We start from the raw sequence: 15,672 nt of genomic DNA on the forward strand, positions 1-15,672 counted from the left end.
AATATCACCGGACACATTGTACTCCAATACAATCAGCAGTCCGGGGACATGGCTACCCGCCTGCCCCCGGACTGCTTCGGGAATGATGCTTCCCGGCCTATTCTTCAGACATTGCCCTTATCTCCTCATTAACCATGACATCATAAGATATGCTGGTCATATACTGGTAAAACTCCTGCTTTTTTGCATCTTCGGTTATGGCGCGCGTATATCCGCCGGAGGAAGTACCTGGCACCATCTCAAGTGAAAGCGCCTCCCCGTCCCAGTCAGCCTTAAGGAGCGCTGTCCTGGGAATGCTGCTGCCGAATATGAAATTACCAAGACTGTATATAATGGGCTTCCCTTTATAATATTCCATTCCCTGAAGCACATGGGGGTGGCTGCCGATTACCATGTCGGCCCCCGCGTCAATATACTGTTTCCCCATGGTCCTCTGGTACTCCTGGGGGCGTTCATCCCGCTCAATTCCCCAGTGCACATATACGATAACAAAATCGCATGCTTCTTTGGCTTTCTTTATCTCTTCCAGCAGCAGGGCCGGGTCATAGGTGGTCAGCATACCCGGGCCATTGGCAGTGGCATTCCACGAACCCACGGGGATTACCCTGGATGCTCCGAGAAAGCCGATTTTCTTTCCTTTTATTTCCATGATGACCGGCTTTTTTGCCTCATCCAGGTTGGCGCCTGCGCCTACCCTGAATATTCCGGCCTGATCCAGTGTATCACATGTGTCCAGCAGGGCATCGGTCCCAAAATCCAGGGCATGGTTGTTGGCAAGGGTCACGATGTCGATTCCCAGCTCCTGGAATATGGATGCCTTCTCAGGAGGCAGGCGGAAGGTGAACTGTTTATCCGCCGCTGCCGCTCCCCTGTTGCTGAATGGAAATTCCTCATTTACCATGAATACATCGCTGCTGTCAATGATGGAACGGAACGTCCCATCCACCACACCGCTTATATTCCCGGCCTTATCATAGGCGCCCAGTACATGGTCTGATAAAAGTATGTCCCCTGCAAACACAAAGTGGATGACAGGGTCCTCTGCCCCATCCACACCAGGCTCCCCATTGTCCATGTCCTGGTCCTGTCCGTTTGCGGCTGTTCCCAGACCATCTTCCAGGGAAGCCCCATCCGTTCCAGGCCCCTGGCCGTCCCCTGCTTTTGCCAGCTGTCCCTCAGATGCAGGGTCCCATGGCCCGTCGCTGTCCCAGGGTTCGTTCCCGCCCCGGTTTCCATGCAGGCTGTCTCCATCCTCCGGCCTGCCTTCCGCCTGAACCGGATTCCCTGATCCGCCGGACATTTCCATATCCGGTGCGCTGTCTTTGAAGGAGCCTATATCCTCCGCCTTCACGTATCTGTTATGGGTGGCGCTCCACACAAGATATCCGGTTATTCCTGCCAGCATGATTCCAAGGATAATCACGGCTGTCAGCATTATGTTCCTTCTGTTCATTCAAAACCTCTTACGTCAAATTGCCAGGATGATTCCTCCGTCATTGGCATATACAGTGGCTACCCCGGCCGCGGTTGTAACCAGGACGTCTTTAAACTGCCCTCTCTTCATAAGCTCTGTCCTTGTATACTCTGCCCGCTCCGCGTTGTTCACATGGCAGACCACCGCCACCTTATCCTTTGTATCTCCTGCTTCTTTTACCGCGATATCGCACATACGCTGGAGCGCCTTGTTGATTCCCCTGGCCTGGTCCAGCTTGATGATGACGCCTGCATCGGCGCCCATGACCGGCTTGATATTAAGTGCGGTTGCAAAAAATGCCTGCAGCCCTGAAAGCCTTCCGTTCTTGCGCAGTGTATCCAGGCTCTCCAGGACAAAGTAGGTATGCATCCTGTCCCTGAACGCAAGGGCTTTCTCAAGGACCTGGTCAAATTCCAGCCCGGCTTCACACAGGTTCTGGATGAACAGACCAATATTAAGCTCGCCTGAGGACGCGGATAATGAGTCGATGACTGCTACCTGCTTTTTCTGGGCCTGTTCGCCCTTTTCCGCCTGCTCTTCCTCATACAGCTTCTTGGCCAGCGCCGCTGAATTATAACTGCCGCTCAGATGTCCTGACAGGGTGATTACAAATACTCCCTCTGCATCCGCCGCCTCATACGCTTCCTTAAATGTCTCCGGCGAAGGGCATGCTGTCTTCGGGCATTCCGGGCAGGCCTTTACCATATCTATGAATTTCTTCTGGTCAAATGTCTCATCATCCACCACGGTTGCATTACCGACCTGCAGCGTAAGCGGTATCATCTGGAATCTGGAATCCTTCTTTAACTCATCTGTCAGATCAAGACAGCTGTCTCCAATAATTTTGTAGGTCATACAAAAGTCCTCCGGTTTCTTATCCATGCTTTTAACATGTAGTATTGATTACTACTTATTATAACAGTATGCATTATAAAATGCAATCCTTAATGTAGGCAATCAATGACCGAAGGACAGACAGCACCGCATCCCTGTCCTTGCGGGCAGGAGGGACCCTGCGCCATGCCTGTTCCAGGGTGATATAGGCTGCACCGGATAGTGTGGACTCCCGGCAGACCCTGAACCCCTGTGCATCCATCTGGACCATCCATGAGGTGCCGTGGCACCAGCAGTTTATATCAGGCAGGCAGATATCGTCCGTCCTGTCTGCAAGAAACAGCCGGTAGGAGGGAAATTGTTCCATGCGCCCAGCTAATTCCTCCAGTCCCCTGGCATAGTGAAACGGGGAAATAACCACCTGGCGGCCGCAGATAAGCGACAGGCTGGTGCTTACAAAACGTGTGCGGATACGGCATTTCATCTCATCCAGCTGCAGGATCTGGATGATTTCCTCCCCGGTTCCCGGCAGATGTTTTTCCTCTGGATCTCCTCCCGGCGGCTGGCCTCCCGGCAGACTCCCACCCGCCGGCTGGCATCCCGTCAATTGCCCTTCCGTCGGCTGGCATCCCGTCAATTGCCCTTCCGTCATCCGGCGCAGGAACCGGTTCACCTGCCTGCACCGCAGTGCGGCAAGCCCTGATACCCCATTTTCCTGAAGGATGTCATCCATCAGTTTTTCCCCCACTGTCATGAATGCAGGCGCGGGAAGATAGGATAAAAGCTTTTCCCCTTCCCGGGCAAGGCCGTCCAGACCGCTGATTGATCCATGTTCCATATCAATGGTAAGCTCCGTGAACATGGGGCGGCAGCTGGCCAGCACCATATGGAACACGTTCCTGTGCTGGAGGATGGAATATGCGTCCGTATAGACCGTGGTGGAGGTCTGGTCCGTGGCCATTGACATCCCGGTAACACTCATTGCATGTTCCAGGATGAAAAAGGAAAACCAGTATATATTTTCGTCATAATACTGATGATAATACCAGTGTGCATTGCGATGGAACATAAGAGGGCTGCACAGCTGGAAAAACGATATGAACCCGTCAACGGAAACAGAAAAATGCAACGCGGCCCGGAAGGTGAATCCCCGGTCTAAAAGCTTAAGCATCCGCCTGACCCAGGTCCTGGCAAAATCCATATCCTCCAGCAGCCAACGGCTCTGTTCCGAATCCACATATAGCATTTCCCCCGGATGTTCCATGGCCTCGGCCACATCCAAAAGGTCGGATATTGCCTGCCGCCTTCCTTCCGTGCTGGTATAGACAGCTATCTCCGCCGTGCACACTGCCTCTGTCCGCAGGGTAAATGCCCTGGGTACCGTAAAATGGCGGTCAGTCAGGACCCGCCTTAAAAGGACGGCCTCATCCATTGGCGCCGCCTCGTCCTCCAGTGGGATCAGGGAGCGCAGGGCATCGCACAGGGCTGTCCTGTCCTGCCCCAGAAGCATTTCACAGATATCCTCAAAATACACGGACTTTACATTCAGGCGGCGGTTTCCGCTGCGCCATTTGCTGACCAGGCTGGCATCCACATGAAGCCTGCGCGCCAGGCCTGCCGTGGAAAGCCCCAGCCTATCCATAAGATAGCCCAGGGTAGACAGTTTTTTCTCAGTCATGGTAATCTCCTCCTCATGATATTCCTGTTTTTACATGGCAGACAGCTGTCACGGTACACGGTCTGACAAAAGGCCTGAATCCCTTTCCAAATGAATCTGACATTGTTATACTATAGGCATGACAGCGATATGCACAAAAATATAATTATATTGCTGGTATAATTAGTTATTTTTACTTTTTGTGCACCTGGTCCGGAACAGGCTTCGCACCAGTCATAGTTTAAAGTCATAGGTTGAAAAATAAGTGTCAATAATATGCGTTCAAAAGGAAAGGAGTACATACTTCATGGCAGAAAACAAGGATTATAAGTTTGTGGACCATTATGAGTTTGATGAGGAACTTCTTAAAAAGGCATTTGCTGAGGCACGTAAAATCTATAAAGAGCGTGGTTTCATGCGCAGGATGGGTTTTGGAAAGGCTCCCGCCATCACCACCGTGGACATGGCAAGGGCATGGATGAGTGAAGGCCATCCATTTACCTGCGACCACTCCGAGGAGGTCTGTGCCAATGCCCTGAAGGTGCTGGAAGCCGGACGTAAGTCTGGTGTACCCATTTTCCATACAACCACGGGATATATCGGCAAGCAGCAGTGGGACCTTCCCCGCTGGGATGAGAAAATCCCCATGAGCGCCCTGGACATCAACTCCGAATGGCTGGAAATCGACCCTAAACTGAAACCGCTTCCCGAAGAGCCTGTCATCCATAAGAAATACGCCTCTAATTTCTTCGGGACCCACCTTGCCCAGACACTTAACTTCCTGGGCGTGGACACCCTGATTGTCATGGGAGCAACCTCCTGTGCCTGTGTACGCCATACGGTCATGGATTCCACCGGCTATGGATTTAAGACCATTGTACCGGAAGGCACTGTGGGCGACCGTGTTCCCGGCGTCATTGAGTGGAACCTGTTTGATATGGAGGCAAAATTCGCGGACGTGGTTCCTGTTGACGAGGTTGTCAGGTATCTGGAGGGAATCGATTCCAGCGTATACACCAAACACGAAAGGTCCTTGGACCAGTAATGATTGATTCCTGGCGTATCATGCATCCATGAAAGGAGTTAACATGAGCCTTCTGATTAAAAATGGAACCATTGTCACAGCTACCAGCGAATTCACAGGCGACCTCTACATTGAGGGAGAAACCATCCGGCAGATTGGATTCAATCTGAAGGTGGATGCGGACCGGATTGTGGATGCCACAGGCAGATACATACTGCCGGGAGGCGTGGATGAACATGTCCACTACGGCTCCTTTGGTGGACGGCTTTTTGAGACCGCCGAGGCAGCGGCCGTGGGAGGGACCACAACCATTGTGGACTTTGCGCCGCAGGAAAAGGATGTGCCCCTTTTAGACGCCATCCGCCGCCAGGCCGCCAAGGCGGAACATATCTCCTCTGTGGATTTTGCATTTCATGCAGTCATCATGGACCCCAAGGAATCTGTTTTTGAGGAAGTCAGGCATCTGCCCGAGGTGGGCGTGGCCACACTGAAACTGTTCATGGCATACAAAGGCACTTCTTTTTACTGCGACGACGAGGCAATCCTAAACGCCATGATGCGCGCCAAAGAGGCAGGTGTCACCATGATGGTCCATGCGGAAAATGCAGATATCATCACCATCCTGACGAACCATTATTTAAGCCAGGGCAAGACCGCCCCGGTCTACCACTATCATGCCCGTCCCCCCATTGCGGAGGAAGAGGCAACCGGACGTGCAATCGCACTGGCCAAGGCGGCTGACTGTCCGCTTTTCGTGGTCCATGTAAGCGCCAAGGAAGCCATGGAAGCAATCCGTGAAGCACACAGCCAGGGCTGGCCCATCTTTGGAGAAACCTGTACCCATTATCTGACCCTTACCACTGATTATCTTGACAAGCCTGGCTTTGAGGGCGCCAAGTACATATGCTCGCCGCCGCTCAGGCCCCAGGAGCACGTGGATGCCATGTGGCATGCTGTGCGGGAAGGCTGGCTTACCGCCGTGGGTTCTGACCATTGTGCCCTGGACGGCGGTTACGAGGGGGCCAAGAAAAAGGGAACCAATTTCTCCAATGTCCCCAATGGCTGCCCCGGCGTCCAGGACCGTCTGGCCCTGCTGTGGACCTATGGTGTGTGCACGGGAAAAATCACACGGCAGAAATTCGTGGAATTATTTGCAACCAATCCCGCCAAGGTGGTGGGGCTTCCCGGCAAAGGCGAGCTGCGGGTGGGGGCTGACGCGGACATTGTCATCTTCGACCCAGACTGGAAAGGAGTCATCACCAACAAGGACAGCCTTCATGGGATTGATTATGAGCCATTTGAAGGATTCGAGATTCAGGGCCGTCCTGAGCAGGTGTATCTGCGCGGCAGGCTGGTAGCCCAAAAAGGTGTATTCGTAGGCGAACGCGGCAAGGGACAATGGCAGAAATGCCGGCCCTACGGCCTGTGCTACGATTATTATCACAAATAACTGACCCCTGCATAGTATCCATATGCCAAAATAGGGTGTTGCAAAAGGCGGCCCTTCCACACTGCGCATGATCTGCTGTTTAGCAGGTACTGATTCCGCGGTGGAGGCTGCCATCCTGCAACACCCCATTTTATTTGACATTACTTTACTGCAATGGCTTCAATCTCGCAGAGCACGCCCTTTGGCAATGTCTTCACAGCCACACAGCTCCTGGCCGGCTTGGACACAAAATAGGATGCATACACCTGGTTAAATACTGCGAAGTCATCCATGTCCGCCAGGAAACAGGTGGTCTTGAATACCTTGTCAAACCCGCTGCCCGCTGCTTCCAGGATAGCGCCCACGTTCCTGCAGCTCTGTCCTGCCTGCGCCTCGATTCCCTGAGGGATGGTGCCGTCAGCCGGATCCACGGGAATCTGGCCCGATGTATAAACCAGGCCGTTCACCTCAAAGCCCTGGGAATATGGTCCGATTGCTCCGGGCGCCTTCTCTGTACTGATGATGTCCATGTTAAAATACCTCCTCCTGCATTTTATGTTATCGCGTTCACATTCAACTATATTCATTATAGCAGATATGCCGCCTGACTGCAAGAACAATTGGAAATACGCTGTTTTTCCTCTGTTTTTTATGGACATCCACTTTCTCCGGTGCTATAATGATACTGATTTTTGCGTCCTTACATTCAACTGAAATAACCAATCATCAATTAATCCATATAATAAGAGGTGCAGAAATGACAGATACGAATAAAGCCGCGGAATCCCTTCCGCTTTACCACATTGACCATACATTATACCAGGGCCGCCCAACTGACCTTACAGGCCGTCTGGAGAAAGAAATCCGTGCATATGACCTGCTGGATTCCCTTGGTGTGCCTTATACCAGGGTGGACCATGATGCCCTTCCCACCATTGAAGCATGTCTCAAAGTGGACCAGCTTCTGGGCGCTGAAATCTGCAAGAACCTGTTCCTGCGCAATGCGCAGAAAACCGATTTCTACCTGCTTCTCATGCCCGGGAATAAAAAGTTCAAGACCGCAGTGCTTTCCAAACAGATTGGAAGCGCCCGCCTTTCCTTTGGGGAACCTGATTTCATGGAACAGTTCATGGACCTTACACCTGGCTCCGTCACGGTTCTGGGCCTGATGAACGATAAGGAAAACCAGGTACGGCTGCTGATTGACAAGGACGTGCTGGACAGCGAATTCTTTGGCTGCCATCCCTGTATGAATACGTCCAGCATTTTGCTGCGCACCAGGGATTTGATTGATAAAATACTGCCTGCCACGGGGCATCCCTATACGGTTGTGGATCTGCCGTATGCGGAGTGAGGGCAGGATTCCTTATTTACAAAAAAACAACCATCCCTTTTTGGAGACTGGTTGTCTATAGTCTGAAGCTTGCCCTATCCAAGGGCTTTTTGATATTCATTCCTTCAGATAAACAGTTAACATAGCAGAACTGTTTATCTGAAGGCCAAGTATATCTTAACTTATGGGGTAAGGCCTTTTAATCCATATTAAATCACTTTTTTTTGACGAAATAATTATATAAAAGTAATGCCACTAATATGGCCGGTGAAAATAAAATAATGTTAATAAGAACCTGAAGGAATTTTCCTACAATGATAGTCCAAAGAAATTGTATTCCCATATAAAGTGGTCCTTTCACTTTTCTTTATCAATATCACATATCGTAATTCAAATAGCACTGTATCTTGTTATAATTTTCCTGGTTATCCACAAAACTTATTGTTTGTGTGAAATATACGTTTGCCGCCAGTCCATTAACTAGAAATCCAACATATCCAGTAGTATCATACCATATATCTGCATATACAACATTTGTCGTTGCGGAGGTTTTATCAACAGTACAATACTGAGCCGGAATAGCTGATACACTTCCATCATATGCGGAAAACCTAATAAATCCACCTGGAGCAAAAATCCCTATTCTTTTACATTTACAGATTTATCATCGTAACCACTCCTTTACATATAAAGATTAATTCTTAAGAAAATATATTTTGTATTACATTTATCTCAACTATCGGTCATCTAAACGATTGCTTTTGCATTGTATAAAATCATATCATACTATCGTAGTATTATATCATAGAAATAAAAATTAAAAAAGATGAGTCCTCAATAATACAGAATAACGAACAGCATATATTCATTGCATGGCTAAATCATTGAAAACTAAAGCATGGACATTCCCCGTTTATTTATATTATTCGCATCTCATACATCCAAACAACCCATTCATTGGAACACTCCCCTTTTCCTTTAGCATACCCCAATTATGAAGTTGTTTATAATTATATTTACCCATACGATAAAGCCGATTCCATCTCAAGGCATTTTTGTTAATTTCCCAAGAGCTAAGTCCCTGATTTACTCTTACGAGGAAGTGTGATAGAATGGAACATAGGATATGCGAAATCAGATGTCGGAGGATTGAACATGAAAAAATTAGATATTAAGAGTCTGGCAATAGGATTTATCATTGGGACCGTGGGAATAACCACTGCTTTTGCGGCAAACGGCATTAAGTCAGCAGATTTAAGTACTGCCAAGGTAACACTGGACGGGGCTGCTGTCCCGCTCACTAAACCTTTAGTTGCGGTTACAGCGGATAATGAGACGGATCCAAGCCTTTACATGCCTGTCGGTGAATTACTTGAATATCTTGGATATACCGTAACATGGGATGGGACGAAGGATACGGTCCATTTAGTTTCCAACGGCAGCCGCCCTCACGAAATAATCGGCAATGTTGTTACCGATGGAAATACCGTCATGAATCTAAGCAATAAAAATGCCTTTAATATATCCGAGTCAGGTTCATTCCAAGCTGAAGACAATCAGGTCTTAACCTTAAATATCACATCCACCATTAAAGGCGGGTCCGTTGATTTATTTTTATTCGACCCCAATAATAAAGAACAGAGGATTACAATCGGTTCTGCGGATGCAGCAAAGGAGATTGCCTTATCAAAAGGCATCTGGCAGTATAATTGCAGCGGGATGTTTAACGAGGGCGGGAACATAAGGATTGTAGGAACAGTTAAGTAACCACACCGGAATCATGTGATACGGACGAAACGGAACATCAGCAACGCCAAGGGGCCGGAAAAACGGAGTTAATCAAACTTCATTTTTCCGGCCCCTTTTAGGCAGTGATGACTGTGCACGGATTTTCAGGAAAACAAGGCATCAGGAAATGATGAGGGGAAAGCTTATCCGTGTCAGGAAAAAGCCGTCCTCCTGTCCGATATAAAAACTCCCGCCATGGTCCTCGATGATTTTTGCGCAGGTCTTAAGGCCGATTCCTGTGCTTTCCTTTACATCTGCATCCCCTGCCACATAGTTGCCGAAACAGATGATAAGACAATCTTCCCGCTGTTCATAGGATACGGTTACCGGGCGGTTCCTGTCCGCGTATTTTAACAGATTGGAAAAAATATTTCCGAATACCCGGCGGCACAGATTGATGTCCGCCAAAAGCCTGCAATTGATTTCATCGGAACTGCGCCTGATGTCAAAGCCCTCGCTCTCCATGTCAAAAAGACTCTCTTCCACAATCTGGCCCAGGAATTCAGCTCCATTGACCTCTTCTTTCTCAAGCTCCTCCCGTTCCCTTCCGTACACAATGAAATACTCAAACAATTTATCGGAAAGCTCCTTAATCTGGTATGCCTTTTCCCGGATGGAATTCAGATACTTTTTCTGCTGCCCGCCATCCCCCTCCTTTCCCATCTGGAGTATGTCCACATAACCTAACAGGGAAGTCAGGGGGGTACGCAGGTCATGGGACATGGCGGTGACAAGTTCGCGGTTCGCCTTTCCCGCTTCCTCCTCCTTCTGCTGCCGTTCCTTGATGGCACAGCGCATGGCATCGATTTCCGATGCCAGGGAGGCAAGCTCATCCTTTCCCTTCACCGTAATCCGGTAATCCAGGTCCCCTCCTTTCAGTATCTGTATCTCCTGTTCCATCAAATCTATGTACCTGATTTTCCCGCGGATCAGCATGACCAGTATCAGGGCAAACGCTGTCATGGATATCACGCCGCCCAGCACACTGGCAGCGGCATAGTAGCCGTACTCCACATAATAGCTTACTCCTGCCTGGGCTGTCCCGTCTGCAAATTGCACCTCATAGAGCCATGAAGTATCTTCCCATTCATTCATTTCCGGGACCATCACCATCACCTTGGCGTCATTGCTGTAACGGAACCTGCCGTCTTTATAGATGGTAATGAGAAGGTTCTTCTCGCCTGACGCCCACTTGTCCAGCATCTTACTGTCATCCGTGGACAGTCCATTCCCTGTCACATATGCCTGGAGCCGTCCCACACATGCCTGCTCCCTCATGATCATTCTGGTTTCACTGAAACAAACCCGGTCCAGTATGCCAAACAGCACTGTATTAAGGGCCATATACAGGGCCAGTGAAACAAGGGCCGACGCCACTGCCGCCATGGTAAGCTCTGTCCCCAGCCTGCTGAAACTTCTTCTTTTACTCAATGCGGTACCCCTTTCCCCATACATTGACAATATATTTGGGATTCTTCGGATCTGCCTCAAGTTTCTTTCGAAGATTCCTGATATGGACCATCACCGTATTATTGGCGCTGTAATAATAGGCTTCCCCCCAGACGCTCTCATAGATGTTCTCAATGGTAAACAGTTTGCCCCGGTTGGACGCCAGCAGTAAAAGGATGCGGTATTCCAGGTCCGTGAGAAGAATCTCCCCGCCATTTTTCATGACCTCGTTAAATGATTTCTGAATCACCAGATCCTTAACAGCTATGGATTCCTCTCCGTCCTCCTCCTTTCCTTTATATATATGATACCGGCGTATCATGGCCTTTACCCTGGCCGCCAGCTCCGCATAGGAAAATGGTTTGGAAAGATAGTCATCACCGCCTGCCCCGAATCCCATGGTCTTGTCAGAATCCTGGGTGCGGGCCGTAAGGAACAGGATGGGGGTGTTTAACCTTCTGCGTATCTCTGCGCAGGCTGAGAATCCATTACGTCCCGGCATCATCACATCCAGTATGATCAGGTCGAATGTATCGTCTGCCATGGACGCCGCCTGCTCCCCGTTCTCTGCCTCCACAACCTGATATCCCTCGCTCTCCAGCAGGATCCTCACTACCTCGCGTATCTCCGGATCGTCATCTGCAAATAAAATCTTCCGCTTGTCCAACCTGACACCTCTCTTCATGATTGCATGTTTTTGTTCCATATCCCTGCCATGGATATCCCAGCATGGTAAAACTATTTTCTATTATATCTCAGATGCCCTGTCTCTTCCACCAAAACAGTCAGATATATACAGCTGTTTCCATTCCTTCTGTCCAGCCGTTCCCCCTGTCAGTCATGTTTGATTGCCTCCAGCGCTGAAATCCTTACTGCTTTGCCGGCCGGGTAATAACCTGCCCCCACGCCGACCGCAATGGAAAACAGGATTGCAAACAGGGACAGCCACCAAGGTATCACGGACAGCCTGGAAGGGGCGCCCGCCATACCCGCGTCCATGACAATTCCCATGTCCATGGCTGAGGATGACATGCCTCCCGATGTCATATTCATGATGAAAGATATGGCATAACTGAATACAGTCCCTGTCACTCCTCCTAAAAACCCGATAAAGCCTGCTTCCAGCAGGAATATCTTCCTTATGTCCCTGACAAAACACCCCAGAGACTTCATGACACCGATTTCCCTGGTCCGCTCAGATATGGACATGATCATGGTGTTGGTGATTCCCAGGGCTGCCACGAACAGGGAAATAGCTCCCAGGCCGCCCAGCATCATCTGCTTCTGCCTGGCCTCCTGTTCCATGGGCTTGCGGATGGTCTCCATGGAGCTGGTCCTAAATCCCATGCGTTTTATTTCCATCTCCACCTCTGCCACCTGATTCATATCCTTAACCTTTACCAAAGCGCCTGAATACCCTTTTTTCCACTCCGGCTTCTTACCGCTCAGCTTAGCCTGCTGGTCCAGTAAGGTCTTAAGCATTTCCAGGTCCATGATAAGTCCCATGGATGTCTCCTCCCCTTTTCCGAAATCCTCCTTCATCCTACCCGCGGCTTCCAGCTGGCGCGTGATTTTCTTATCATCCTCCTTATCGCTGCTGATATCCAGTGTATAGGATGTTTTCAAAGGGTCAAAATATGGCTGGGGCTTCACGGGCATTCCCCTTTCATCCAGGTTATCATATCCGCTGTACATATCAACCGTATTCCTGCCAGGAGGCCTCTTGGTGTCCTCAAACATATAGGCAAAATTCTCCCCCACAAAGACACCGTCCCTTCCCGCCTTGTCCCACGCCCCTTCTGTCAGCTTATATCCCATTGATTCAGCCGCCTTCACGTCAATGCCCACAATGGTGGCGTAAGTGGATCTGTAACGCCGGTTCCTACCCGCATACAGGGTCAGGGGTATATTTTCCGCTGTTAGTTTTGGGGTGGCTGCTTCCACCGACTCCATTTCCTTTAAACGCCGGATTGCCTTGTTATCCAGCTTTGCCGAACGGCTCCCTTTACCCGCCGGATATACGTTGATGATGGTAAGGTCCCCCATCTGGGCCAGCATGCTCTTCTGCGCCTCCTTCATTCCGATTCCAATGGATATCATGATGACCACGGAGCAGCAGCCTATGATGACTCCCAATACGGTGAGAAAGGTCCTGCTCTTGTGGCGGGTCAGGTTCTGGATACATATGGTGAGTAAGTCCTTTGTTTTCATGATCTGTCTTCCTCGTTTTCTGTAAGCCGGTTTCCAGACCGGGCGTCCTCCGGTTCATCCCAGTCATTCCGGTTCTGGCTGTCTTCCAGCATATCCCATTCAGTCTGTCCCTGGCTCCTGTTCCGGACATTCAATCCCCTGGATTTTTTCCTCTTTATCCACAGAATCCCTGCAAGCAGCACCGCGGTAAGAATAACCGCCGGCAATTTCCAGTCTGGTTTTCTTCCTCCGTCCATTTCCCCATCCATCATATCAGGGCCAGCCGTTTCCTCGGCAGCACCTTCCTTTACCTCGAATGTCACAGGAATCTCCATTGTCCTTACCTCCATGGACTCATCCTCATATGTCACCTTTACCTTGCCCTCAAAGGTTCCTGCTTTTTTCGGGGTTGCGATGAAATCAATGGTCCCGCTCTTTCCTGCATCAAAATTCCCCAGGTTCAGGCTTCTGTCAATAACCTGGATGTCGCCTTCCAGACTGGCCTCCACATTGTACACCTGTCCCCTGCCCTTGTTCACATAAGGAAGGGAGATGGTGGTCTCCTCATTCTGGCGGATTTCTTCCACAAAAGAAGGCGGACTTACCTGGAACCGGTCAGGCTGGTAAACCGGTACTGCAATGGTTTCAGTAGCAGTGGACTGCTTTCTCTCCGTCTTATCAATATACTCATATTTACACGATATGGTTATCTTAGGGGACTGTATTTTGGAATCTTTTGTCTGGAACAATGCCTGGACATCCACCTGCTGATTTTTTCTCTCCCCCGGCCCCATCTTTGGAACATAAAACGTGTTGGAGGATGAATTAATGGATAGCCCTTCCCCTGTTTCCAGTGAAATGACCACATTTTCAATGGTCGAACCCTGGCTGGTATTCATGAATTCCATGTTCAGATGAAACACCTGCCCTGCTGAGACTTTATCTCCATATGTATAATTAGTCAGTATGATATTAGGTGTGGGGGCTCCCGGTGCGGTTGTCCTGCCATTGGTAGGCACCACAATCCTCTCGGAGTATGTGCCCTGGACCGTTCCCTTATCTGTATCATAGTCAAACTTCAATGTAACTCCCAAAAGCTGGGATGCAGCGGATGACAGCTCGGAGCCTGCCTTAAGGTTCACGGGCACATCCACGGACTGCCCCGGGCCTATATCCCCTATCTGCCGTGTATCCGTTGCCTCCAAAAGGGATATCTGGTCATTTGGTTCAAAGGTAGCTGTAAGATTCCGGATACCTTTGGCTGTGTCGGTATTTTCCATCTTTAATAGGATCTGGAACGGCTGGCCGGAATTAACCGGACCCATGGGGCCTCTGTCTATCCGCAGTATGGGCTGGCCTGTGGCCGTGCCTCCTTTTACAGGCAGAAGAACCTTCTGGGCAGAGGTGACCGGCGTCAGTTGTCCTCCTGAATAGTAGTTGTACTTTAATTCTAAATCAATGAGCTGGCTGGGGCCGGATATATCCTGTCCCGCAATCAGGTTGAATTTGACGTTTTCAGTCCTTCCCGTGTCCAGGCGGCTGACGATTCTGGCGTTGGTATCATCGCCAATGAACAGGGAGGTTCCCGGTGATACGTTTACCACCATATCCTCGATATCCGCATCTTTGCTGGTGTTCTCAAGTTCCACTTCCAGGGTGAAGCGGTCTCCTGGGCCTACAGGGTTCTGCGGTGAGATTCGCCTGACCCTTATGATTGGCTGTCCTGTGGTGTTTCCTGTATCCCCGTTTTCCCTGGGAGCAGACTCCTCGCATTCCGAAATGTTCACCTCCAGCTGTTCCGGGGGAATTCCCGAACTTTTAAATCCCACCTTCAGCCTCAAGACATCTCCCTTCCCCGTGTATGTAAGCTTTGAAAATGTAACTGTAAGCTCCAGGTCATCCTCCTTATCCGATGTAATCTTTACCTTTGGATTTTCCCCATTCCGGAAGCTGTCGCTCATCTTGGTCACGGTTACCCCCCGTTTTCCCACCTCGCTTGTCTTGATTCCATTGCTTCTTAAATTGACCACCACTTTTGCCTGACGCCCTTTGCGCAGCACATCCAGGGTGTCCTTTGAACCGCCCAGTGCAAAAATATCATATCCGCCCACCCAAAGGCTGCCGCTTCCAGCTTCTCCATCGTCCGGCTTATTGGAGCCTTCCGTATTGCCGTTGTTTCCCCCGCTGCCGCCCTGGTTTTCTCCGCCCTGGCCCGCACCGCCGGAATCAGAACCTGAACCGCCCGTCTCCCTGCCTGGCTGAAATGTTCCTGCCCCTCCGGCTTCCATTCCTCCGGCTCCTGCCCCTCCGGCTTCCGTTCCTCCTGCTCCTGCCCCTCCGCCCCCATCCCTTCCATCTGTCCCTTCTGCGGCAATAGCTTCCCGTATTGCCAGGCTGCCCATCTCCTCCGCCATGACGCTGCCACACATTCCTATTATCAAAATAGCTGCAATCGCCACGGCCGCTGCTCTTTTTATCATTCTTTTCATTATTC

At 50.1% G+C, this 15,672-nt stretch carries 12 protein-coding genes; 4 read left to right on the forward strand and 8 right to left on the reverse strand.

Features of this window, described 5'->3' with window-relative positions; translation table 11 throughout:
* Positions 1-97: 97 nt before the first annotated feature.
* The 3 genes from MCJ35_RS12240 to MCJ35_RS12250 all read right to left on the reverse strand — a co-directional run bounded on the left by MCJ35_RS12240 (position 98) and on the right by MCJ35_RS12250 (position 3,986).
* Entirely contained in the window at positions 98-1,453 is a 1,356-nt protein-coding gene (locus MCJ35_RS12240; protein WP_025486969.1) for a CapA family protein, read from the reverse strand.
* Positions 1,454-1,468: 15 nt separating this feature from the next.
* Positions 1,469-2,329 (reverse strand): DegV family protein, encoded by an 861-nt coding sequence (locus MCJ35_RS12245; RefSeq protein WP_025486968.1) that lies wholly within the window; start codon positions 2,327-2,329, stop codon positions 1,469-1,471.
* Positions 2,330-2,402: 73 nt separating this feature from the next.
* Entirely contained in the window at positions 2,403-3,986 is a 1,584-nt protein-coding gene (locus tag MCJ35_RS12250; protein WP_025486967.1) for a helix-turn-helix domain-containing protein, read from the reverse strand.
* Between the two features lie 286 nt (positions 3,987-4,272).
* On the opposite strand from MCJ35_RS12250, the gene MCJ35_RS12255 reads away from it, so the two are divergent.
* Complete coding sequence (locus MCJ35_RS12255; RefSeq protein WP_025486966.1) at positions 4,273-5,010, forward strand: isochorismatase family protein; 738 nt, start codon at positions 4,273-4,275, stop codon at positions 5,008-5,010.
* Between the two features lie 43 nt (positions 5,011-5,053).
* On the forward strand, positions 5,054-6,439 hold the full coding sequence (hydA, locus tag MCJ35_RS12260) for a dihydropyrimidinase (RefSeq protein ID WP_040379506.1): 1,386 nt from the start codon (positions 5,054-5,056) through the stop codon (positions 6,437-6,439).
* 140 nt (positions 6,440-6,579) lie between these two features.
* Here hydA and MCJ35_RS12265 read toward each other — a convergent pair whose 3' ends face one another.
* On the reverse strand, positions 6,580-6,948 hold the full coding sequence (locus tag MCJ35_RS12265; protein ID WP_008716881.1) for a RidA family protein: 369 nt from the start codon (positions 6,946-6,948) through the stop codon (positions 6,580-6,582).
* 227 nt (positions 6,949-7,175) lie between these two features.
* On the opposite strand from MCJ35_RS12265, the gene MCJ35_RS12270 reads away from it, so the two are divergent.
* Together MCJ35_RS12270 and MCJ35_RS12275 are read left to right on the forward strand one after the other, a co-directional pair.
* Positions 7,176-7,772: a prolyl-tRNA synthetase associated domain-containing protein gene (locus MCJ35_RS12270; protein ID WP_025486965.1), complete on the forward strand. Its 597-nt coding sequence runs from the start codon at positions 7,176-7,178 to the stop codon at positions 7,770-7,772.
* Positions 7,773-8,855: 1,083 nt separating this feature from the next.
* Positions 8,856-9,518, forward strand: a complete 663-nt coding sequence (locus tag MCJ35_RS12275) for a copper amine oxidase N-terminal domain-containing protein (RefSeq protein WP_240299501.1) — start codon at positions 8,856-8,858, stop codon at positions 9,516-9,518.
* Positions 9,519-9,659: 141 nt separating this feature from the next.
* Here the strand turns inward: MCJ35_RS12275 and MCJ35_RS12280 are convergent, their stop codons facing one another.
* From MCJ35_RS12280 to MCJ35_RS12295, 4 genes are all read right to left on the reverse strand, one after another.
* Positions 9,660-10,970 (reverse strand): HAMP domain-containing sensor histidine kinase, encoded by a 1,311-nt coding sequence (locus MCJ35_RS12280; protein ID WP_025486963.1) that lies wholly within the window; start codon positions 10,968-10,970, stop codon positions 9,660-9,662.
* A complete protein-coding gene (locus MCJ35_RS12285; RefSeq protein ID WP_025486962.1) occupies positions 10,963-11,655 on the reverse strand; it encodes a response regulator transcription factor in 693 nt (230 codons plus the stop codon). Before MCJ35_RS12285 ends, MCJ35_RS12280 begins: the two co-directional genes overlap by 8 nt.
* 167 nt (positions 11,656-11,822) lie before the next feature.
* Entirely contained in the window at positions 11,823-13,199 is a 1,377-nt protein-coding gene (locus MCJ35_RS12290; RefSeq protein WP_025486961.1) for an ABC transporter permease, read from the reverse strand.
* Entirely contained in the window at positions 13,196-15,658 is a 2,463-nt protein-coding gene (locus tag MCJ35_RS12295) for a COG1361 S-layer family protein (RefSeq protein WP_240299502.1), read from the reverse strand. The genes MCJ35_RS12290 and MCJ35_RS12295 overlap by 4 nt, the downstream gene beginning before the upstream one ends.
* Positions 15,659-15,672 lie beyond the last annotated feature (14 nt).

The organism is Enterocloster sp. OA13, from assembly GCF_022440595.1.
Classification (GTDB): Bacteria; Bacillota; Clostridia; order Lachnospirales; family Lachnospiraceae; genus Enterocloster; species Enterocloster hominis.